We start from the raw sequence: 21,781 nt of genomic DNA, 5'->3' as shown, positions 1-21,781 counted from the left end.
GGGAATGAAACCGAATGAACTTGACGGTGTTTGGAATTGGCTATGTCGGCCTTGTGCAGGCGGCGGTGCTTGCCGAGGTTGGCCACCAGGTTGTTTGCGTCGACATCGACGCAGACAAGGTGGAGCGGCTCAACCAGGGCCTCGTCCCGATCTTCGAACCGGGCCTCGAAAGCATCGTCAGGGAGAATCACGCCGCCGGCCGCATCAAATTCACCACCGATGCCGCCGCCGCCGTCCGGCATGGTGAAATCCAGATGATCGCGGTCGGCACGCCGCCCGGCGAGGACGGTTCGGCCGACCTCAAATATGTGCTGGCGGTCGCCGAGACCATCGGCCGGGAGATGGACAGTGCCAAGATCGTCGTCGGCAAATCGACCGTACCGGTCGGCACCTGTGAAAAGGTGAAAGCCAGGATCGCCGAAACGCTGAAGAAGAGAGGGCGCGAGGATCTGAGCTTCGACGTTGCCTCCAACCCCGAATTTCTCAAGGAAGGCTCGGCCGTCGCCGACTGCATGAAGCCGGACCGCATCATTGTCGGCACCTCGAGCGAAGAGACCGAGGCGGTGATGCGCGAGCTCTACGCGCCCTTCAACCGCAACCACGAGAAGATGATCGTGATGGACGTGCGCAGCGCCGAATTCACGAAATACGCCGCCAACTGCATGCTGGCCACCAAGATCAGCTTCATGAACGAGATGGCCAATCTGGCCGAGCAGCTCGGCGCCGACATCGAGGAGGTGCGCAAGGGCATCGGCAGCGATCCGCGCATCGGCTACCACTTCATCTATCCAGGTCTCGGCTATGGCGGCTCGTGCTTTCCCAAGGACGTCCGCGCCCTGATCAAGACCGCCGAAGGCGTCAAGTTCGACGCCAAGCTGCTGCGTGCCGTCGAGGAGCGCAACAACGACCAAAAATCGGTGCTGTTCGACAAGGTCAACCGCTATTTCAAGGGCAGTCTCAAGGGCAAGACCTTTGCGCTGTGGGGCCTGGCCTTCAAGCCCAACACCGACGACATGCGCGAGGCGCCGGCGCGTGTCCTGATGGAAGCGCTCTGGAATGCTGGTGCCAATGTGCAGGCCTATGACCCCGAGGCGATGCAGGAATGCCAGGCCATCTATGGCCTGCGCGACGACCTGCTTCTGTGCGGCACCAAGGAGGCCGCCCTGCGCGGCGCCGATGCGCTGCTCATCGCCACCGAATGGAAGAGTTTTCGCGCGCCGTCCTTCGATGCACTGAAGGACGCGCTGACCACGCCAGTCATCTTCGATGGCCGCAACCTCTATGACCCCAAGGTCGTGGCGCGCCACGGCATCGAATACCACTCGATCGGCAGAATGGCGGCGTGAGACCAGGCTTGAAGAGCCGGGAGCAGAATTTGACGGGTGCGCCCGGTATGGAAAGGAGTTGTGGCTGATGGTGCTGGACGTAAAGCCCGAGCAAATCACCAGCGATCATTTTGATCTCATCGCGATCGGTTCCGGCTTCGGCTCGGCCTTCTTCCTGCACGAGTTCGCCAAGCGGCGTAAGGCGCGCATCCTGGTGCTGGAGTGGGGCCGCCACAACACCCATGAATGGCAGCTCGACCAGAACGCCAACACCGACATCGACGACGAGACGACCTACAAGACCAATTCCGACAAGCTGTGGAATTATACGATCGGGCTGGGTGGCGGGACCAACTGCTGGTTCGCGCAGACGCCAAGGTTCCATCCCAACGACTTCAGGCTGAAAAGCACCTACGGCATCGGCAATGACTGGCCGATCAGCTATGACGATGTCGAGCCGTTCTACTGCGATGCCGAAGAGATCATGTCGATCTCGGGTGATCCCGACATGGCGGCGATGCTGCCGCGCTCGAAACCGTTTCCACAACCGCCGCATCGCATGTCGACGCCCGACAAGATGATGAAGGCGGCCCAGCCCGACCAGCACTTCGTCATGCCGACCGCGCGGGCGCGGATCCCGACCGCGCAGCGCAGCTCGTGCTGTGCCAATCTGCGCTGCTGGCTGTGTCCGGCCGACGCCAAATTCACCGTCAACAATGGCCTGATGCATGTCTTCGAGCATCCCGATGTTTCGGTCTGTCTCGGCGCGGAAGTGCGCAGGCTCGACCATGTCGGCGGCACGGTCCGTTCTGTCACCTTCGTCCATGACGGCAAGGAATATCAGGTCAGCGGCGATCTCTTCATCCTCGGCGCCAATGCCATCCAGAGCGCGGCGATCATGCTGCGATCCGGCCTCGGAGATGAATTCGTCGGGCGCGGCCTGCACGAATCCTATGGCTGGAATTTCGAGGTCTATCTCAACGGCGTCGACAATTTCGACGGCAGCACCATCACCACCGGCCTGAATTTCGGCCTCTATGACGGTCCGCACCGGTCCGAGCACGCGGCGGCACTGGTCTATTTCGAAAACCGCTGGCAGCATGGAATGCGTGCCGAGACAGGGCGGTTGCGCCAGACGCTGCCGCTTGTCGTGGTCACGGAAAACCTGCTCGACCACGAGAATTTCGTCACCCTCGACGAGGACGACAATGCCTTTGTCTCCTTCAAGGCTCCGTCGGACTATGCGGTCAAGGGCATGGCCCGGGCTCTGGATAAATTGCCAGGGTTGCTTGCCCCGCTGCCGGTCGAACGGCTCTTCGACCGCGGCATCCGACCAACGGAATCGCATGTCCAGGGCACGCTGAGGATGGGCACCGGCCCGGCCGATTCGGTTGTTGACAGCAACATGATCCATCACCGGTTGAGAAACCTGGTTGTCGTCGGCACCAGCACCTATCCGAGCTGCTCCTGCGCCAACCCAAGCCTGACCGCGGCAGCTTTGTCCCTGCGGGCGGCGAGCCGGATCGCATGAGAGGAGCGGGCCGATGATCGAAGTCACACGGCGCTCGGTACTGGCCATCATGGCAGGCGGTGTTGCCTCGACGGGCGTTGCCGTTGCGGCCGTCTCCTCGTTTTCGGATGAGGATCTGGTTCGCGTCACGCTGGAAAAATATCTCGGCAGGCTGAACATGCGCATCGAGCATCTGCAGCAGTTCGTGCTCGAGTTCCGTAATCGCAACCCGTGGATATTTCCCAGTGACAAGCTGGGCGATGCCATCACCTTGCTCGAAACGACGAAGCTCGGGGAGGCACGCGGGTTGTTGCCGAGGCAGAAGCGGCGCGATCTCAGGCATTTCGATCGCTGGGCCGTGGCCGAGTTCCACATGCTGACCGACTACGCCTGGCGCAGTTCACCCGATGACCCGATCCGGTTCACCGGATGGCACTCGTGCACCAACCCGTTCGCGACGCTTGACCCACCACAGAGCGCCTGAGGCGCTTTCGACGCGGCTCTTCATCGGCCGCATGACTGAAATGCGAAAAGACCAGGAGCCGGTTCCATGAAAGTCCTCTTTGCCAGTGGCAACGGCTATCCGCCCGAGTTCGGTGGCGGCGTCCAGTCCAGCACGCATCATCTGGCTCAGCAGTTGATCGAACACGGGCATGAAGCATCGGTGCTCGCCGCTCTGTTTGGCGACGGCATGTTCGGCCTCAAGGCGCGCGCCAAGATGAAACTGCTTCGGCAACCCGCGGTCATCGACAGTCATCCTGGCTATCCGGTGATCCGCTCATGGTTTCCCTGGGAGGCGGCAAGCTTTGCCGTCGGCAGACAGAAACCTGACGTGGCGGTGGTCCAGTGTCACAAGTCGGTTCCGCTAGGCAAGGCGCTACAGGCCGAAGGCGTGCCGCTGGTCATCTATCTCAGAAATGTCGAGTTCCATGAGCTGGGCGGCGATCTGCGCGAATTGGGCTCCGCACTCTACATCGCCAATTCGGAGTTCACCGCACGCACCTACGCCACAGAGTTCGGCATCGAGGCGACAGTGATCCCGCCGACCATCAACCCGACGCAGTACGCCACGCCAACCACGGGCCAGTTCGTCACCCTGATCAACCCCTATGAGGAAAAGGGCTTCGAGCTGGCGGTGCGCCTTGCCGGCGCCTGCCCCGAAATCCCGTTCCTGTTCGTCGAAAGCTGGAAGCTGGAGGACGACCATCGCGCGCGCATCGAGGAGACGATCGCACCGCTCGGCAATGTTACGCTGGAAAGTCGCACCAACGACATGAAGACGGTCTATGGCCGCACCAGGATCCTGCTGGCGCCCTCGAAATGGGAAGAGGCCTGGGGACGTGTGGCGTCAGAGGCCCATTGCAGCGGCATTCCGGTTGTCGGCTCGCGGCGCGGCGGCCTGCCCGAAGCGATCGGCCCCGGCGGCACGGTGCTCGACTACGACGCTCCGCTCATCGATTGGGTCGCGGCCATCAGGCAGCTGTGGAACGACAACAAGGAGTACGACCGCGTCTCGAGTCTGGCCCGCGGCTTCGCGGCACGCCCGGAGCTCGATCCCGACCGCCAGTTCGTCACCTTCTTCTCGATACTGGACCGGGCGGTGCAGCAGCGCGCGCGCCAAGCCGCGTAGCGCTGCCGAATGATGTTGATCAGGCTGGGCGCTTGACCCGGCTTTTCAGCGTCTCGTAGCCACGGGCGCCGAGCAGGGCGCGGGCAAGCGCCTTGGCGGCGCCCTTGCGGCCTTCTTGTGAATTGATCTGCCGCAGCCTGGCCGGCAGGTTGCGCGCCGCCTGGCCGAGCGCCGGCAGCGACAGCGTGTCGGGGAAGCTGACCATATGCGTTTCGACGCACAGCACCGGCTTGCCCGACAGTTCGGTGATCTTCAGCGCCTGCGGATGCTCGCTTTCGATGAACAGGATGGCGTCGGACTTGCGGTAGAAATCGGCCTTGAAACTGCCATGCGCTCCAAGCCGCCGGCGCTCGGCCATGCTCGGCAGGTCGAGCATGATCAGCTGGTCGTACTGGATCCCATGCTTGGCCAGCCATGCCTCGGTCAGCGCACGGTATTTCTCCAGCCGGCTGGTGACCAGCCAGCCGATCCTGTGCGTCGGGGCATGAAGCGGCCGCGCTTCGCTGAGGAATTTCTCATAGGCCGGTCCATCGTCGTTTTCCGCCTCGGTTGGATCGAGGCACAGCACGCCGTCTATGTCGACGCAGCATTGCGCCAGGAATTTGTGATGCATGAAATTCCATTGGAACATGCGCGGATGCGGCACGACCTCGAAGACGACATCGATCTCCTGATGCTGCGGCTGCAGACCGAACACGGCGGCAAAGGTGAAGTCGGCCTCGATGCCGGCAGCCTGAATACGGGCGCGGGCGTCGCGCATGGCATTGCCGCCGGCGACGCTGTCGTCGATCACCAGCACCTTGCGCATGTCCGAGACCTTGCGGTCGAGTGCGGCGCGGCGTTTGGTGATGCCTGACGTGTAGACCCGGCCGTCCAGGAAGCTATCCAGGTCGGTCATCGGAATGTTGGCCGCAAGGCTGACCAGCGTCGCCGCCAGCACGCCGCTTCTGGGAACGCCGACCACCAGGTCGATATCGCGCGGCAGCCGGTGAAGGTTGCCGACGACCGCGTCGTTCATGTCGGAGATCGATCGGTAGTGCATGAATCAGACCTGATGCTCGTGTGGATGTGGTAGCCGGCAAAGGCGCCGAAATTATTGCGCCTGGCGCGGCGTTGCCGCCGGCTGTCTTGCCGGCAGCATCTTCAGGGCTTCGCGCAAGGCCTCGCGGCCGGATGCGAAGGCCAGCGCGATGACTGTCGTGATGAGGTAGGCAAGAATGGCGCCGCTGGCCAAGGCGATGACCTGCTGCTGCGGCAGCAGCGGCTTGATCAGCCAGACCGCGGCGAGGGCCAGATGCGCGCCGAGTACGAACGGCGTTGCGGCGCGCAGCACATGGCTGGCCTGCAGCGGCCCGCTCTTGCCGACATAGAGCCACAGGAACGGCGTGCGCAGATATTCGCTGACCGCATAGGCGATCGCCACGCCGAGCGCGCCATAGGGCAGGCCGATCGCGAAGGCGAGCACCGACGTCACCGCCGTAATGATGCCCCAGCGCATGAAGTCGCCGGAGCGGCCCTGGCTGACAAAAAGCCAGCCTGCCGGGTTGTTCAGCGGCTGCAGCAGCCCGGCAAAGCCGAGCGCCAGGAAGATCGAGGCGCTTGCGCGCCACTGTTCGCCGAGCACGAAGGGGATCAGCACATCCGACATGGCGGTGGCGAATGCGACGCCGGGCAGTGCCACCAACAGGATCAGCGGCATCACGCGCAGATAGGCGCTGCGATAGCGGTCCGGTTCGTCCTTCAGCCGGGACAGCGCCGGCACCATGACCTTCGACAGCGGATTGGTGATCTGGCTGAGCGGGAACAGCAGCAGCTTGTAGGCGCGGTCGTAAAGGCCGAGTTGCTGCTCGCCCCAGTATTTGCCGATCAGCACATTGTCGAGGTTGCGGGCGAAGAAATTGGCGAAGTTGAAGCCGGTGATGCCGGCGCCGAAATTGATCAGTTCGCCGATGCCGGCGACCTTGCGGGGCATGCCCGGCCGCCAGCGCGAGCTTGCCCAGTAGCATAGCGTCGGCAGAACGGCGCCGGTCAGCGTGCCGGCAAACAGCGCCCAGTAGGAGCGGTCGATGAAGGTCCAGGCAATCGATACAGTCAGCCCGGCAACCGCACTGGCGACATCGATGATCGCCAGGCGCCCGAACTGCATGCGCCGTGTCAACAGCGCCAGATGCTGGGCGCCAAGCCCATAGGCCATGATCTGCAGCCCGAACGCGGCCACCAGGCCGGTCACACGTGGTTCGCCATAGAAGGCGGCGACCAGCGGTGCGGCACCCGCGAGCACACAAGCCAGGATGGCGCTGACCGCGACATTGATCCAGAAGAGGTAGTTCACCTCCTCATGCCGGATGCCTGTTTTCTGGATCGTCGCCTGGGTCAGGCCGAAATCCTGGAACAGCGCGATGAAGGCCAGCACCGGCGCGCACATCGCCACGACACCGAAATCCTGCGGCGATAGGAGCCGCGACAGCACGATGACGGATATGATCTGTGTCGCGACCCGCACCGATTGCGACATGGCCGTCACCACCGCGCCACGGCCGACTGATTTGCGCAGCGAGCCTTCTGGCGGATCGAATGGATTGGCTTCCAAATTCAGGATTCCTGATTTTTGCGCGGATTTCCGAACCTTGAAAATCCACGACCGCCGCCAACGCCAAACTACGGCAATAATTTTGCAGTGCAACAGAAAATGTCCATCGGCGCGCCAAAAATGTTGCGATGCAGCAAGAGCTGTACTAGCATCCCTGTGGGTGGGGTCAAACAGCGGTCGAGTTTTCATGCTGCATGTCTTGTACCTGGTGCACGATGTTTCCGATCCGGCGGTTCGCCGACGGATTACAATGCTCAGGACGGGCGGCGCCCGGGTTACCCTGGCGGGCTTCCGCCGTACCGAAACCCCGATTGCCGACATAGAAGGATTGCGCCCGATCGACCTTGGCGCGACGCGCGACGGCCGATTCGCCCAGCGCCTGGCGGCCGTGGCGAAAGCTGCGATTTCAATCGGTTCAAAGCTTGGCGGCACGCCGCGGCCCGATCTCATCATCGCGCGCAACCTGGAAATGCTGGCACTGGCCCGTCGCGCCAAATCGGCTTTCGGCGCCTCGGTGCCGATCGTCTATGAATGCCTCGACATCCACCGCCTGGTGCTACGCGACGATGTCCTCGGCAAGGCGCTGCGCGCTACCGAGCGCCATCTGGCGCGCGACGTGAGGCTGCTGGTGACCAGTTCGCCCGCCTTCATCGCCAATTATTTCAAGCCTTTCCGCCAGGTCGCCGCACCCGTCGAGCTGGTCGAGAACAAATATTTCGAGGCAGCGGCGATCTTGCCCGCCGAACGCGAGGCCGTGGAAACACCTGCCGCCCCGCCATGGCGAATCGGCTGGTTCGGGGCGCTGCGCTGCCGCCGCTCGCTCAAGCTGCTGGCCGATTTCACGCACCGCATGGATGGACGTTTCGAAGTGGTGCTGCGCGGCCGTCCGGCGCTCTCCGAATTCCCGGATTTCCACGCCTTCGTCGATGCCGAGCCTTATCTGTCGTTTCGCGGACCCTACCGCAATCCGGAGGACATGGCGGCGATCTATCAGGACGTCCATTTCTCCTGGGCGATTGATTTCTTCGAAGAAGGGCAGAATTCGGAATGGCTGCTGCCCAACCGCCTCTATGAGGGCTGCCGCTTCGGAGCGGTGCCGATCTCGATGGGCCATACCGAAACCGGCCGGTTCCTCAGCCAGCAGGACATCGGCATCCTGTTGCCGCAGGCTTCATCAGACGCGCTCGAAACCGCACTCGGCAAGATGGAGGAGCATCGCTTCGGCAGGCTGAAGGCGCGCGTGCTTGCCCGCAATCCGAGGACGTGGAGTTACGACCGCAGCGACTGCAGGGCGCTGGTCGAAAAACTGCGCCGCCTGACCACCGTGCGCGAACCCCTCGCGGCTGAAGCTCTAGCATAGGATGAACATCGCCTGATGACGCAAGCGCTTCCCGCCAGCCTGATCGTGATCCCCTGCCTGAACGAGGCAGCCCATATCGGTGCGCTGCTCGATCAATTGCGGCCCGCTGCTGAAAGGCTTGGCGCCCGGATCATCGTCGCCGATGGCGGCAGCACCGACGGCACGCTGGCTATTGTCGAGCAGGCCGCCGCGAAGGATGCGCGTGTCATCCTGCTGCACAACAAGCGGCGCATCCAGAGCGCGGCGATCAATCTCGCCGTCGGCACGTTCGGTGAAGGCGCGGACTATCTCATCCGCATCGACGCGCATGGCGGCTATCCCGACGATTATTGCGACCGGCTGGTTGAGGAGGCAATGGCCACGGGTGCTGATTCGGTCGTGGTTTCGATGCTGACCAGCGGCAGCGGCACTGTCCAGAAATCGGTCGCGGCGGCGCAGAATTCCAAACTCGGCACCGGCGGCTCCAAGCATCGTCACCTCTCCGCCGGAGAATGGGTCGACCACGGCCATCACGCGCTGATGCGGATATCGGCCTTCGGCGCTGTCGGCGGCTATGACGAGACGTTCAGCCACAATGAGGATGCCGAGCTCGACTACCGGCTGCGGCAGGCCGGCTACAAGATCTGGATGAGCGGCAAGACGCAGATGGTCTACTATCCGCGCGCCTCGCTCAAAGGCCTCTATTTCCAGTATCTCGGCTATGGCCGCGGCCGTGCCAAGAATGTGCTGAAGCACCGCGTCATCCCGAAGGTCCGGCAGATGGTGCCGCTGGCGGTCTTCCCGGTGGTTCTTCTCGCGGCCTTCTCCTTCGTGCAATGGATCGCGGCGGTGCCGCTGCTGATCTGGGCTGCGGTGTGCCTGGGCTACGGCCTGGTCACGGCCATTCGCCAGCGCAATGCCGGCATAGCACTTGCCGGCGTCTCGGCGATGGTCATGCATTTCGGCTGGTCCGTCGGCTTCTGGCTGCAGCTTCTCGGCCTCGGCGCACGACGCGGGGTGGCGTGATGGCGGTTCTTAGCAGGAACCGCAGCATCGACATCGGCGTGTGCACGTTCCGGCGGCCGGAATTGGCCGATACGTTGCGCTCGCTCGCCGCCATGGAGATGCCGGCAGGCTTTGATATCAGCGTCATTGTCGCCGACAATGACGACACGCCAAGCGCGCAGGCTCTGGTGACGGCGCTGTCGCAGGATCTGAAATTGCCGATCCGCTATCGGCATGCCCCCGCGCGCAACATCTCGGTCGCCCGCAACGCTTGCCTCGATGCCAGCGAGGCGGATTTCCTCGCCTTCATCGACGATGATGAAACGGCCTCTTCCCGTTGGCTGGCCGAGCTGGTGGCGACTGCCGAGGACAGTGGTGCAACAGCCGTGCTCGGCCCGGTGCGGGCGCTTTACCGCCCGGATGCCCCCGAATGGATGCGGCGCGGCGATTTCCACTCGACCTTGCCGGTCTGGGTGGGTGGCGAGATCCGCACCGGCTACACCTGCAACGTCCTGCTGCGCATGGGATCGGACAGCCTGCGCGGCCGCCGCTTCAGCCTGGCGCGCGGCCAGACCGGTGGCGAAGACACCGAGTTCTTCGATCAGATGGTCAAGGCCGACGGCCGCATCGCGTTTTCTCAAGACGCCTGGGTGGACGAGGTCGTGCCGCGCGCAAGGGCGGCGTTCGACTGGCTCGGCCGTCGCCGTTTTCGCGTCGGTCAGACACATGGCCATCTTCTGGGCAGCAATGCGCGTGGCATCGGGCTGATCAAGCATGTCGGCCTGGCCTCCGCAAAGGCAGCCTTTTGTTTCGCCGCGGCACTTCCGGTCGTCGCCAGCCCGGTGCGCAGGAACCGCAGCGTGCTGCGCGGCATCATGCATGTCGGCGTCGTCAGCGGCCTTGTCGGCATCCGCGAGATCCGCCTCTACGGCCAATCCTCGCCTGGGAAAGGAGGCAAGCGTGCAGCCTGACGTTTCCCCAATCCCTGATGTTTCCTTTGTCATCGCCGCCTACAATGCCGAGGCAACGCTCGACCGGGCGATTGCCAGCGCCATTGCGCAGAAGGGTGTCAGCGTCGAGATCATCGTCGTCGACGACCAGTCGCGCGATACCACGCTCGATGTGGCGCGGGCCTATCCCGGGGACATTGTGCGCATCGTCGCCTTGGCCAAGAATCGTGGTCCCGGCGGTGCCCGAAATGCCGGACTCGACGTCGCCCGCGGCAGTTGGATCGCGGTTCTCGATTCCGACGACGCCGTCTTTCCCGGCCGCATCGCCGCCATGATCGACCGCGCCGAAAGGGCGGATGCCCAGATCGCCGTCGACAATCTCCAGGTCATCCGCGAGGACGGCGTGGTCGAGGATGCGATGTTCCCGAGGCAGTATCTCGAAGGCTTGCGCGAGATAACGCTCGCCACCTACATCGCCGGCAACATCGTCTTCGAATCGAAGTTCAACCTCGGCTACCTCAAGCCGATCTTCCAGCGCCGGTTCCTGGACGAGAACCGGCTTCGCTATGACGAGAAACTGAGGATCGGCGAGGATTACATCCTGTTTGCCGAGGCTCTCGCCAAGGGCGGCCGATGCGTGGTCGAGCCTGAGATCGGCTATGCCTATCATATTCGCAGCGGCTCCATTTCGCGTGTGCTCGAGCTTCACCATGTCGAAGCCATGCGCAAGGCGGACGCCGTATTCGCTCAAACCCATCGGATGGATGGGGCAGCCCAGGCGGCCTTTGCCCGGCGCGGCCGCAGCCTGCGCAAGGCGGCCTCCTTCCTGGCGATGGTCCAGCATATCAAGGCGCGGTCCCCGCTCAAGGCGATCCGGACGGCGCTCAGCGACCCGGCGGCGGTCAGGCATATGGGCATGCCGATCGCCGTGCGGTTGCGACGAGTAGCGGCACAATTTGCCGTGGGGGTGGGGAGGTGAAGATGCAGGCACATGGAGGGATTTTTCGTGGCCTGTGAAGGAACTGCAGTCGATCTCCTCAGAAGGAATTTGCGATGAAGAAAATCAGGAAGGCCGTGATACCGGTGGCGGGGCTTGGAACACGGTTCCTGCCGGCGACCAAGTCGATGCCGAAGGAAATGCTTCCCGTCGTCGACAGGCCTGTCGTGCAATACGCGGTGGACGAGGCCTTCGAAGCCGGCATCGAGCACATCGTGTTCGTGACCGGGCGTAACAAGGCGGTAATCGAGGACTATTTCGACCTGCATCCGGAATTGATCGGAACCCTGGAGCAGACCGGCAAGAAGACCCAGTTGGAGGCGCTCGAAAGCATGCTGCCGGTGGCCGGCGCCACCTCCTTCATCCGCCAGCAGTCGCCGCAGGGCCTCGGCCATGCCGTCTGGTGCGCGCGTGAGGTCATCGGCAACGAGCCCTTCGCCCTGCTTTTGCCCGACATGGTGTCGTTCGGCGGGCGCGGATGTCTCGCCGAAACCGTCGACCTTTATGAGCGCACCGGCGGCAACGTCATCGCCGTGGAGCGTTGCGATCCGAGCGAGACCAACAAATACGGCATTGTCGGCCGCGGCGCCGATATCGGCGGCGGTTTCCAGGTCTCGGCCATGGTCGAAAAGCCGGCCCCGGCCAACGCGCCGTCGAACTTCTACATCAACGGCCGCTACATCCTGCAGCCCGAGATCTTCGCGCTGCTGGGCAATCAGCAGCGTGGCGCCGGCAACGAGATCCAGCTGACCGACGCCATGGTCCGCCTGTCGAAGGATCAGCCGTTCTTTGCCCAGCCTTTCCAGGGCCGCATGTTCGATTGCGGGTCCAAGGAAGGCTTTATCCAGGCCAACATCGCCTTTGCGCTGGCGCGCAACGACATGAAGGGCCCGGTTTTCGAGATGCTTCAGGAGTTCGTCCGGTCGCATGAACGTCAGGAAGAAGCCGCATAATGCCCATCTTTCGGGAGTATCGCCGGATGGCTGGCGGCGAGGGGCCGACAGGCCCCCGCCGTCTGGCATGAAGCTTGCGTTGCCTTTGGCGATGCTCCCGATCTTTAAGGCGCCTGTAAGCTAGAATTGGACCGACGATGAATTATGCCAATTTTCCTCTCGACAAGAGGATGCCATTGCCGAATTCGGACGCAGGAAACGGCGAAGACTTCATCGATATCGAGCGGCTGCTTGGCATGGCTGCACGGCAGGCGAAGGTCGTTGCAGTGTGCGCCGCCATCGGTCTTTTCCTGGGCATGCTCTATCTGCAGACCACGCCGCCCAAATTTGTCTCGGTCTCAAGCGTGCTGATCGACGAGGGCCTGAACAAGATCGTCGACGACATCTCGGCGGCGTCGACGACGATGCAAACCGATTCCGCCATTCTGAGCCAGATCGAGATCCTGACCTCGACGCGGCTTGCCGCCGTGGTCGTGGACAAGCTGAAGCTCAGCCAGAACGATGCCTTCATGAACCCGCCCCAGTCGGCGCTGGCCAAGGGCGTCGGTTTCATCCGTGGGTTGATCCAGCTTGTCCGCCCCAGCCCCACCATTCCCGGGGTTGGCGACATCAGCAAGCTCGACCCTGCAACCCGTGATGCACTTATCGCGACGTCGAGTCGCGACTACGCAATCCTCAAGCTGCAGAACGAGGTGAGGGCGGAGCGTGTTGGGCGAAGCTACGTCATCGCGCTCGGCTATCAGTCGACCGATCCGGCATTGTCGGCGGCGATCACCAAGGCCTATGCCGAGGCCTACCTGGCCGACCAGCTCGATGCCAGCTTCGACGCCACCGAGCGCGCGGCGGTCTGGCTGCAGGGCCGGTTGACGGAACTGCGCGAAAGCTCGCAGCAGGCATCGCTCGCGGTCGAGAAATTCAGGGCCGAACACGGCCTGTCCGCCAACAGCGATGGCCAGCTGATGAGCGACAAGCAGCTTGCTGATCTCAACGCCCAGCTCATCGTGGCGCAGGCCGACACGGCACGCGCCAGCGCCCGCTACCAGCAGTACAAGGCGATTATCGATAGCGGCTCCGACAACGCTTTCAATGACGCCGCCATATCGGCCGACCAGCCAAGCAGCTCGGTCATCGCAGCGCTGAAAACCCGTTATCTCACGGTCGCCAAGCGGCTGCAGGACGTCGAGGCGAATTTCGGCCCACAGCATCCGCAGGCGATGGCGCTGGCCAAGGAGAAGGCCGACATATCAACGCAGATTTTCGGTGAACTGAAGCAACTGACCGAAAGCTATCGCAACGAGTATGAGGTGGCGCAGGCGCGCGAAACCGCACTCAGGGCCAATGTCGCCTCGGCGCAAGGCAAGAGCTCTATCGACAACCAGTCGCAGGTCCAGTTGCGTGACCTCGACCAGAAGGCGACGGCGCTCACCACGCTCTATCAGACGTTCCTCGGTCGCTACGAGGAAGCCGCGCAGCAGCAATCCTTCCCGGTCGGCAAGATCCGCATCATCTCGGATGCTTCGATGCCGCAGGCGGCTTCGAGTCCGCGCACGGTGGTGGTGCTTGGCCTGTCGCTGGTGCTTGGTATGCTGATGGGCGCCGGCTTCGGCGGCCTCAACGAATTCAACGAGCGGTTCTTCCGAACCGGCGAAGAGGTACGCGACCGCGTTGGCCTCAAATTCCTCGGCTACCTGCCGAGCATCGGCAGCAGACCCGCCAAGGAGGACAAGCAGGCCGAGGCTCAGCCGGATGCCAAGGCAGCCAGATCGCCTGCCGCCATCGAAAGGCGCGCCCGAATGCGGGTGAGCATTGACGCTCCAGCATCGATGTTCTCCGAAACGCTGCGCAGCGCCAAGATCGCCTTCGATGTCGTCATGGAAGGGCAAGGCAGCCGCGTCGTCGGCGTCATCTCGGTGCTTCCCGGCGAAGGCAAGTCGACGGTCGCGGCCAACCTTGCCGGGCTGCTTGCCGCCAACGGCGCCAAGACGCTGCTCATCGACGGCGACTTGCGCAATCCGGGCCTCAGCCGCAGCCTCGGCATGGAGGCCGAGCAGGGCCTGATGGAAGCCGTGGTCAACGGCCAGACCTGGCAATCCGTCGGCAAGATCGACCGGCAGACCAAGCTCGCCATCATCCCCGCCGTGCTGCGCGGCAACTTCTCGCACACCAGCGAGCTCTTGTCCTCGGCCGGAATGCGGCGTTTCATCGAGAACGCCAAGGAGACGTTCGAATACATCGTCGTCGATCTGCCGCCGCTTGGGCCGGTGGTCGACGCGAAGGCCTTCGCGCCATTGGTCGACGGCTTCGTGCTGGTCACCGAATGGGGCCGCACGCCGCGCGCCATGGTGCGGTCGATGCTGGAATCCGAACCCTATGTCGCCAACAAGATCGTCGGCGCGGTGCTCAACAAGGTCGACCTGAAGAAGCTCGCCAAATACGGATCGTTCGGCGCGTCGGAGAAATTCTTCGACAAATATTCGAGCTACTATCTCGACAAGTCGGAAGTGCGCACCAAGGCACCGGTTTAGAGCAATTCCAGGAAAGCCGTTTCACGCTTGTCGTGGAACGGCTCTTAAATGGATACCTCAGCGGCGGCTACCTGGATTTCCGTCTTGACGGAATTGGCGATGAAGCACTGTTCATGCGCCAGGTGGTGCAGTTCCGCTTGCGTTGCGGCGGTTGGCTGCTCGCCGGCGTAGACGATGGTCGGATTGAGTTCGACGCGGCTGACGATCAATTTTCCGTCGACCTTCTCCATCATGCCGGTCGCCTTGTCGGTATAGCTCTCGACGACGATCCGCTTGGGCGCCGCCAGCGAGAGAAAAGTCAACATGTGGCAGCTGGAGATCGCCGCTATGTAGGCCTCCTCCGGATCGACATTGGCTTCCACGGAATAAGGAAGGGGAACGATATGCGGCGAAGCCGACGCCGGCACGACTTGGCCGCCGTCAAAGCGCCAAATGTGCGCACGGCTGTACCGCTTGTCGGTGAAGACCGCTCCTTCGCGCTCCCAATGTATCTCGACGGTCATTTTCATGATGGATCCTTTGTCGGCATGGAAAGAAGTCTTGCAGTCGTTTGAGTGAGGTGGCGGCGAAGATGCTGCGTCGCAGCGTCGAAATCGCGCTTTGCACAAGCGGCAACGATCGCCGCGTGTTCCTCGAAAAAATCAATGCGCTCCTGGGCGCCACGCTCCTGGTGAAGGGTCGACCGCCGGGATTCTCGTCGGAGGTCTCCGATGGACTTGAGCAATCGAGTGTTCGTGCAGCCGCTGTACAGCGTGAGGTGAAACTGTTGGTCGAGGTCAAGAATCCGCGACGGATCATACTCCGCGAACAACTCGTCGTTGAGCCTTTCAGCCTTGCGCAAGGCGGAAGGCTGAAGCTCCGGCAAAGACTGCTCCAAGGCCGCGACCTCCAGAATAGCCCGAAGTTCGCACAGTTCAGCCGCCTCCCGTTCCGAGAGGATCGCTACCGCCAGGCTTCGATCGCGACGCCGCACGACCAGGCCACTTCCAAGTAACTGGTCGAGGGCCTGCCGGACCGGCTGGCGGCTGACCCCGAAACGCTCGGCGATCAATTCCTGCTTGAGAACGGAACCTGGTGCCAATTCCCCAGATTCGATCGCGTCCTGCAACTCGCTGAAAATCGACTTTGGATCCATGGATCCAAAGTAATGGGCTTCCTCGGAATTGGTCAAGCCCTAATCGGCTTGGTGCGCATCAGTCGCGCAATACAGACAGCCCCGCGAGAAGCGGAGCGTACGCGGCGAGCCTGCGGGATACGAACTCGGTGAAAAGCCGCACGCGCTTCGTCTTGCGTGTCTCGCCGTGTGTGAGAAGCCAAACCGTTCCGTACATGTGCAGGTCGGTGCCCGGCACCCTCACCAGCAGGGGGTCGGCATCGCCGATGAAGCACGGCAGCGTCGTCATCCCGAGCCCCTGCCGTACAGCAACGATCTGCGCCTCGCCGTCAGTGGTTCTGAATGGAACCCCCGTGGTGCGAACCTCACCCTCGCCGGCCCAGTCCGGAACTCCATGACTGCTTATGACGATCCACCTGATGGGATCAAGCGCGCCCGCACGCCATGCTGTTAGTCGATCCCGGGACATGTAGACGCCGCCGAACAGCTCCGATCCCTTCAGACCGTGAAGATTGAGCGGCAGGGTTTTGCGGTCGTAGACGACACGGATCGCGACGTCGGCCTCTCGGTTGGTCAGATTTGCCAGCTCGCCGGACGACAAGATTTCCATCTCGATGTCCGGATGCAGACGCGCGAAATCGGCGAAGTCCGGCATGAGCAGGTGTGTCGCGAGGGGTGGCGCCAGCGTCACCCGCAGAAGTCCGCGCACGCTCTGGTCTCGCCCCAAGACGCGCGTCTCCAACTGGTGCGACGACGCTTCCATCTGGTTCGCGAGTTCGAGAACCTCCTCGCCCGCAGCCGTCAAGCGGTAGCCCGAAGGCAGCTTTTCGAACATCTGCGCCCCGAGGCGTTCCTCGAGCTGGGCGATGCGTCGCAGCACGGTTGAATGATTCACCCCGAGCTGCGCGGCGGCAGCCCGCACCGAGCCTCCGCGTGCGACGGCAAGAAAGTAGCGAACGTCATCCCAGTCGATCATGGTGCAATCTCGCACCGCGCGGTGCGCTTTCCAAGGCCCGTGTCTAACGCATCGAACATCAGTACCGGCGGTCATCATAGCCTATGCCGACGAGCGCTGCCCAACTCCGAACGGCGGACACCGATCGTCGCGACTGGCGTCAGTCGTTCAACCGGATCGATTTCGCACCACCGATATGCGCGCTTGCGCACTCAACACTTGCCGCCGGCGAACCCATTTCGAGGTCTCGGAGGCAGATGCTGTCCGACACGACGAAAGGAAAAGTCATGGGAAAGCTTGAGGGTAAGGTTGCAGTCATCACGGGAGGCGCTACCGGCATTGGCCGCGCCGCGGCAAAGCGCTTCATCGAGGACGGTGCCTTCGTCTTCATCTTCGGCCGCCGGCAGGAAGCGCTCGACGCCGCTGTGGCCGACCTCGGGCCTAATGCCCGCGCAGTGAAGGGCTCGGTCTCCGATCTGGCTGACCTCGACCGACTCTACGCGGCGGTGAAGGCCGAGCGCGGAACCCTCGACATCGTCTTCGCCAATGCGGGGGCGGGAAGCCAGCTTGCGCTCGGCGAGATCACCGCCGAGCACATTGACGAAACCTTCGACACCAATGTGAAGGGGACAATCTTCACGGTCCAGAAGGCTCTGCCGCTGATGGGCCACGGTGGTTCGATCATCCTGACCGGATCGAGCGCCGGCACCACCGGCGCCCCGGGGATGACCGCCTACAGCGCGAGCAAGGCGGCAGTGCGCAATCTCGCGCGGACCTGGGCGGAGGACCTGAAGGGCACCGGTATCCGGGTTAACGTGCTGTCGCCCGGGGCGACGGCGACCGAACTCGCGAAGGAAGCGCTAGGCGAGGAGGGCCAGAAGGTCTTCGCCGCGGTGACTCCGCTCCAGCGCATGGCCGATCCGGCGGAGATCGCAGCGGTGGCTGCCTTTCTCGCGTCTTCGGACAGCAGCTTCATGACCGCCAGCGAGGTCGCCGTTGACGGCGGCCTTGCGCAACTCTGACGCACTAACCCCGCGCCGTTGAAGGCCGGGGAAACAATATCAACACGGATAGGAGAAGCACTATGAGCTACGCAATTGTAGGATTCGGTAAGATAGGCCAGGCCCTCGCCCACGCCTTCGCCCGTAAAAACATCGACGTGACCGTCGCGAGCCGGCGGCCGGCCGAGGCGTTGGCGCCGCAGGCTAGGGCGATCGGACCCACGGTCGTCGCCAAGTCGCTGCGGGAAGCACTCGAGGCCGACACGATCATCCTGGCGGTCCCTTTCGGGGAGCATCGCGAGGTTGCGAAAGCCCTGCCGAGCTGGAAAGGCAAGACGGTCATCGACGCGATGAACGCGTTTCCTGTCCCTGAAGAGCTGGACGGTCTCCCGTCCTCCGCCTTCGTTGCGAAGTCGTTCACCGGCGCCAAGTTCGTGAAAGGGTTCAATCACCTGATTGCAGCCACCCTGGCTGCCGATCCGGTCGTCGAGGGCGGCCACCGGGTGGTCTTTCTGTCGAGCGACGACGAGGACGCGATCGCTCCCGTGGCGGCCTTGGCCAAACAACTCGGGTTCGCGCCCGTCAAGCTGGGAAAGCTCAACGAGGGTGGCGCGCTGGTGCACGCACGCGGCCGCATTTGGGGCCAGCTGATCTTCCAGGACCTGTTCAAGAAGGAGCAGTGACGGATTTACTGTCCACTGGTCGGAGGTGCTGCTTGCCCGAGCCCGTCCACGATGGCGTCTAAGCGGCCTTGAGCCGATAGCGGAACACCGTGTGGTCGAGCAGCAGCCGGATGCGCGGTTCGGCCTCCGTCGCCACCAGCCAGCTTGCCGCGATCATGGTCGCGCCGACGAACGCCATCGACAGGAGATAAGGCAACCCGGCGCGGACCAGCGCCCCGAGCATTGCCGCGCCGACGACGTCGTGGAGCAGGTAGAGCGGATAGGTCATCAGGCCTATCCGCCGCCAGCCGCTCCAACTGAGGTCGAGCCGCAGCGACCATGCCATCAAGGCGATGGCGACGAGGAAGATCAGGATTGGCGGCGCATAGGGCATCTCCGCATTGACCTTGATGCTGTGGACATCGACCGAACTGGCGATCTGCAGCACGCCGCCGCCAAGAAACAGCAGGCAGAAGCCAAGGCGAGGGACCGTCAGCGCCTTGAACCGCATCAGCCACAGCAGCACGCCGACCGCGAAGAAGCAGCCATGATGCACTAGGGTGAGCTGCAGCCAGCGCGTCTCGGCAAAGTCGGCCCAGCCGAGCGGATAATAGAGGCACCAGAACAGCGTGCTGACCAGGCCGATGGCGATGGCAACCGTCTCCATCAGATCGAAGCGGCCAAGCCGCAGCAGGACCCAGACGATGGCGTAGAAGGCGATCTCGATGCCGAGTGTCCAGTAGACGCTGTCCACCCAGGGACCATAGGGCGCGAACAGGCCGGTGCGCACGAGCCTGACCACCGCATCGGTCGGCCAGCTCAGGCCGATGAGCAGCAGCAGCGCCGCGGTGATCGGCGCGCAGATCCAGACGGCCGGCGCCAGCCGCTTGACCCTGGCCTCGAAAAACCGCAGCGGCGTCGATTTTTCGGCGCTGAAGGCGATGACGAAACCGCTGATGACGAAGAAGATCTCGACGCCGACCCAGCCTGACCCGACCCAGGCGCCTATGCCAGGCTGTGCCGGCACGCCGCCCGTGGCCTGCGCCGAGATGCCATCGGGATAGGCCCACACCCAGAAGCCATAGTGGTAGACCATGACCAGCACGGCGGCGAGAAACCGCAGGATGTCGACGCCGCCAAACGTAATTTTCTGCTGAGCCATACCGTACCGCCGGATGGCCCCCCACCCGTCACTGTAGGGTGGCTTGCTGCATTGCACAATAAAAGTATTGCTTGCCGCTCAGGATAGGCCGGCCGGCAAGGAAAGGCTGCGCGGGATCGCTCCCGCGCAGCCTCAAATCCCGATCCCGCGCGCCTTCATCGCAGCGGTGATCTCATCGAGGATGGCCGGGTCGTCGATGGTTGCCGGCATCGTCCACTCTTCCTTGTCGGCGATCTTCTGCATGGTGCCGCGCAGGATCTTGCCCGACCGTGTCTTCGGCAGGCGCTTGATCGTCACCACGGTCTTGAAGGCGGCGACAGGGCCGATGCGCTCGCGTACCAGCGCGACGACTTCGTTCTCGATGGCGCCGCCGTCACGCGTGACACCGGCATTCAGCACCACGAAGCCGAGCGGAATTTGGCCCTTCATCGCATCGGCGATGCCGACGACGGCGCATTCGGCGACATCGGGATGGGCGGCCAGCACCTCTTCCATGGCGCCGGTCGACAGCCGGTGGCCGGCGACATTGATAATGTCGTCGGTGCGGGCCATCACGTAGAGATAACCGTCCTCGTCGATCATGCCGGCATCGGCTGTCTTGTAGAAGCCGGGGAACTCGTCGAGATAGGCTTGGCGGAAGCGCTGGTCGGCATTCCATAACGTCGGCAGGCAGCCGGCCGGCAACGGCAGCTTGACCACCACATTGCCGAGCGTCCCGCGCGACACTTCGTGGCCGGCATCGTCGAGCACACGGATGTCGTAGCCGGGCATAGGCACGCCGGGCGAACCGTATTTCACCGGCAACAGGCCGAGCCCGGCCGGATTGATGGTCATCGGCGAGCCGGTCTCGGTCTGCCACCAATGGTCGACCACCGGCACGCTGAGCTTCTGCTCCGCCCATTTGATGGTTTCGGGGTCGGCGCGCTCGCCGGCGAGGAACAGCGTGCGGAATTTCGACAGATCATATTTGGGAACGAACTCGCCCTTGGGGTCTTGCCCCTTGATCGCCCGGAACGCCGTCGGTGCGGTGAACAGCGCGACGACGCCATGGTCCGAGATGACCCGCCAGTAGGTGCCGGCGTCCGGCGTGCCGATCGGCTTGCCTTCGAACAGGATGCTGGTGCAGCCATGCAGCAGCGGGCCGTAGACGATGTAGGAATGGCCGACCACCCAGCCGACATCGGACGCCGCCCAGAAGACTTCGCCCGGCTTGACGCCGAACTCGTTTTCCATCGTCCATTTCAGCGCGACCATATGGCCGCCATTGTCGCGCACGATGCCCTTGGGCTGGCCGGTCGTGCCTGACGTGTAGATGATGTAGAGCGGGTCGGTGGCGAGCACCGGTACGCAGTCGACATTGGCGCCCGCTGCCCGCTCGCGCGCGACGGCATCGGCATAGTCGATGTCGAAATGGTCCTTCAGCTCGCAGCGCAGCTGGTCGCGCTGCAGGATCAGGCAGGCGTCCGGCTTGTGGCGGGACATCTCGATCGCTCTGTCGAGCAGCGGCTTGTAGGCGACGATCCGGCCCGGCTCCAGGCCGCAGGAGGCCGAGATGATCAGCTTGGGCTTGGCGTCGTCGATGCGGGTGGCCAATTCATGCGAGGCAAAGCCGCCGAAGACGACGGAATGCACGGCGCCGATGCGGGCGCAGGCGAGCATGGCGATGGCCGCCTCCGCCACCATCGGCATGTAGATGATGACGCGGTCGCCTTTGCCGACGCCACGGTTCTTCAGCACCGAGGTCAGCGCCACCACCTCGCGCTTCAGCTCGGCATAGGTGAATTTTTTCACTGTTCCGGTGATGGCGCTGTCGTAGATCAGCGCGATCTGGTCGGCGCGTCCGCCGGCAACATGCCGGTCGAGGGCGTTGTAGCAGGTGTTGCAGGTCGCGCCGGGAAACCAGCGGCCGTAGACGCCGGCGCTGGCATCGAACACCTTGTCCCAGGGCGAATACCAGTCGATGGCGCCGGCGGCATTCGCCCAGAATTGTTCCGGGTCGCGTTGCCAGCCGTCATAGACCTCGTGATAGCGTGAAGCCATCCGTAACCTCCCCAGGAACCATT

General features: G+C 63.3%; 19 protein-coding genes. 12 read left to right on the top strand and 7 right to left on the bottom strand.

Annotated elements, in window-relative coordinates; all coding sequences use genetic code 11:
* Positions 1–14: 14 nt before the first annotated feature.
* The 4 genes from AC1DX4_RS00385 (at position 15) to AC1DX4_RS00370 (ending at position 4,465) form a co-directional block, all read left to right on the top strand.
* Entirely contained in the window at positions 15–1,346 is a 1,332-nt protein-coding gene (locus tag AC1DX4_RS00385) for a UDP-glucose dehydrogenase family protein (RefSeq protein ID WP_477218437.1), read from the top strand.
* A gap of 67 nt (positions 1,347–1,413) precedes the next feature.
* Positions 1,414–2,856: a GMC oxidoreductase gene (locus tag AC1DX4_RS00380; RefSeq protein WP_477218436.1), complete on the top strand. Its 1,443-nt coding sequence runs from the start codon at positions 1,414–1,416 to the stop codon at positions 2,854–2,856.
* A 13-nt stretch (positions 2,857–2,869) separates the two neighbouring features.
* Positions 2,870–3,319 carry a hypothetical protein gene (locus AC1DX4_RS00375; protein ID WP_477218435.1) on the top strand — a complete coding sequence of 150 codons (450 nt, stop codon included), beginning with the start codon at positions 2,870–2,872 and terminating at the stop codon, positions 3,317–3,319.
* Positions 3,320–3,385: 66 nt separating this feature from the next.
* The gene (locus AC1DX4_RS00370; protein WP_477218434.1) at positions 3,386–4,465 is read left to right on the top strand and encodes a glycosyltransferase; all 1,080 of its coding nucleotides are present in this window, start codon (positions 3,386–3,388) and stop codon (positions 4,463–4,465) included.
* Between the two features lie 19 nt (positions 4,466–4,484).
* Here the strand turns inward: AC1DX4_RS00370 and AC1DX4_RS00365 are convergent, their stop codons facing one another.
* Both AC1DX4_RS00365 and AC1DX4_RS00360 read right to left on the bottom strand, forming a co-directional pair.
* Positions 4,485–5,507: a phosphoribosyltransferase gene (locus AC1DX4_RS00365; RefSeq protein WP_477218433.1), complete on the bottom strand. Its 1,023-nt coding sequence runs from the start codon at positions 5,505–5,507 to the stop codon at positions 4,485–4,487.
* Between the two features lie 51 nt (positions 5,508–5,558).
* Positions 5,559–7,055: a lipopolysaccharide biosynthesis protein gene (locus AC1DX4_RS00360; RefSeq protein WP_477218432.1), complete on the bottom strand. Its 1,497-nt coding sequence runs from the start codon at positions 7,053–7,055 to the stop codon at positions 5,559–5,561.
* A gap of 187 nt (positions 7,056–7,242) precedes the next feature.
* Here AC1DX4_RS00360 and AC1DX4_RS00355 point away from each other — a divergent pair, with 187 nt between their 5' ends.
* The 6 genes from AC1DX4_RS00355 to AC1DX4_RS00330 all read left to right on the top strand — a co-directional run bounded on the left by AC1DX4_RS00355 (position 7,243) and on the right by AC1DX4_RS00330 (position 14,824).
* Complete coding sequence (locus tag AC1DX4_RS00355) at positions 7,243–8,415, top strand: glycosyl transferase family 1 (RefSeq protein WP_477218431.1); 1,173 nt, start codon at positions 7,243–7,245, stop codon at positions 8,413–8,415.
* A 15-nt stretch (positions 8,416–8,430) separates the two neighbouring features.
* Complete coding sequence (locus AC1DX4_RS00350) at positions 8,431–9,420, top strand: glycosyltransferase family 2 protein (protein WP_477218430.1); 990 nt, start codon at positions 8,431–8,433, stop codon at positions 9,418–9,420.
* The gene (locus AC1DX4_RS00345; RefSeq protein ID WP_477218429.1) at positions 9,420–10,370 is read left to right on the top strand and encodes a glycosyltransferase family 2 protein; all 951 of its coding nucleotides are present in this window, start codon (positions 9,420–9,422) and stop codon (positions 10,368–10,370) included. Before AC1DX4_RS00350 ends, AC1DX4_RS00345 begins: the two co-directional genes overlap by 1 nt.
* Entirely contained in the window at positions 10,360–11,328 is a 969-nt protein-coding gene (locus AC1DX4_RS00340; RefSeq protein WP_477218428.1) for a glycosyltransferase family 2 protein, read from the top strand. The genes AC1DX4_RS00345 and AC1DX4_RS00340 overlap by 11 nt, the downstream gene beginning before the upstream one ends.
* Positions 11,329–11,402: 74 nt before the next feature.
* Positions 11,403–12,299: a UTP--glucose-1-phosphate uridylyltransferase gene (locus AC1DX4_RS00335; RefSeq protein WP_477218427.1), complete on the top strand. Its 897-nt coding sequence runs from the start codon at positions 11,403–11,405 to the stop codon at positions 12,297–12,299.
* A 137-nt stretch (positions 12,300–12,436) separates the two neighbouring features.
* Positions 12,437–14,824, top strand: a complete 2,388-nt coding sequence (locus AC1DX4_RS00330; protein ID WP_477218426.1) for a polysaccharide biosynthesis tyrosine autokinase — start codon at positions 12,437–12,439, stop codon at positions 14,822–14,824.
* A gap of 44 nt (positions 14,825–14,868) precedes the next feature.
* Here the strand turns inward: AC1DX4_RS00330 and AC1DX4_RS00325 are convergent, their stop codons facing one another.
* The 3 genes from AC1DX4_RS00325 to AC1DX4_RS00315 are packed head-to-tail and all read right to left on the bottom strand — an operon-like array spanning position 14,869 to position 16,914.
* Positions 14,869–15,333, bottom strand: a complete 465-nt coding sequence (locus tag AC1DX4_RS00325; protein ID WP_477218425.1) for an OsmC family protein — start codon at positions 15,331–15,333, stop codon at positions 14,869–14,871.
* Entirely contained in the window at positions 15,330–15,995 is a 666-nt protein-coding gene (locus tag AC1DX4_RS00320) for a GntR family transcriptional regulator (RefSeq protein WP_477218424.1), read from the bottom strand. Before AC1DX4_RS00320 ends, AC1DX4_RS00325 begins: the two co-directional genes overlap by 4 nt.
* 22 nt (positions 15,996–16,017) lie before the next feature.
* Complete coding sequence (locus AC1DX4_RS00315) at positions 16,018–16,914, bottom strand: LysR family transcriptional regulator (protein ID WP_477218423.1); 897 nt, start codon at positions 16,912–16,914, stop codon at positions 16,018–16,020.
* Between the two features lie 266 nt (positions 16,915–17,180).
* On the opposite strand from AC1DX4_RS00315, the gene AC1DX4_RS00310 reads away from it, so the two are divergent.
* Together AC1DX4_RS00310 and AC1DX4_RS00305 are read left to right on the top strand one after the other, a co-directional pair.
* Complete coding sequence (locus AC1DX4_RS00310) at positions 17,181–17,915, top strand: SDR family NAD(P)-dependent oxidoreductase (protein WP_477219084.1); 735 nt, start codon at positions 17,181–17,183, stop codon at positions 17,913–17,915.
* A gap of 62 nt (positions 17,916–17,977) precedes the next feature.
* Entirely contained in the window at positions 17,978–18,577 is a 600-nt protein-coding gene (locus AC1DX4_RS00305) for an NADPH-dependent F420 reductase (protein ID WP_477218422.1), read from the top strand.
* Positions 18,578–18,635: 58 nt separating this feature from the next.
* On the opposite strand, the gene AC1DX4_RS00300 is transcribed toward AC1DX4_RS00305, so the two are convergent.
* Both AC1DX4_RS00300 and AC1DX4_RS00295 read right to left on the bottom strand, forming a co-directional pair.
* Positions 18,636–19,718 carry an acyltransferase family protein gene (locus tag AC1DX4_RS00300; RefSeq protein ID WP_477218421.1) on the bottom strand — a complete coding sequence of 361 codons (1,083 nt, stop codon included), beginning with the start codon at positions 19,716–19,718 and terminating at the stop codon, positions 18,636–18,638.
* A 132-nt stretch (positions 19,719–19,850) separates the two neighbouring features.
* Positions 19,851–21,758, bottom strand: coding sequence for a propionyl-CoA synthetase (locus tag AC1DX4_RS00295; RefSeq protein WP_477218420.1), 1,908 nt, complete (start codon positions 21,756–21,758; stop codon positions 19,851–19,853).
* Between the last annotated feature and the right edge of the window lie 23 nt (positions 21,759–21,781).

The sequence above is a fragment of the Mesorhizobium sp. P3_A8 genome, assembly GCF_056402995.1.
This window is presented reverse-complemented; position numbering and strand designations above follow the sequence as displayed.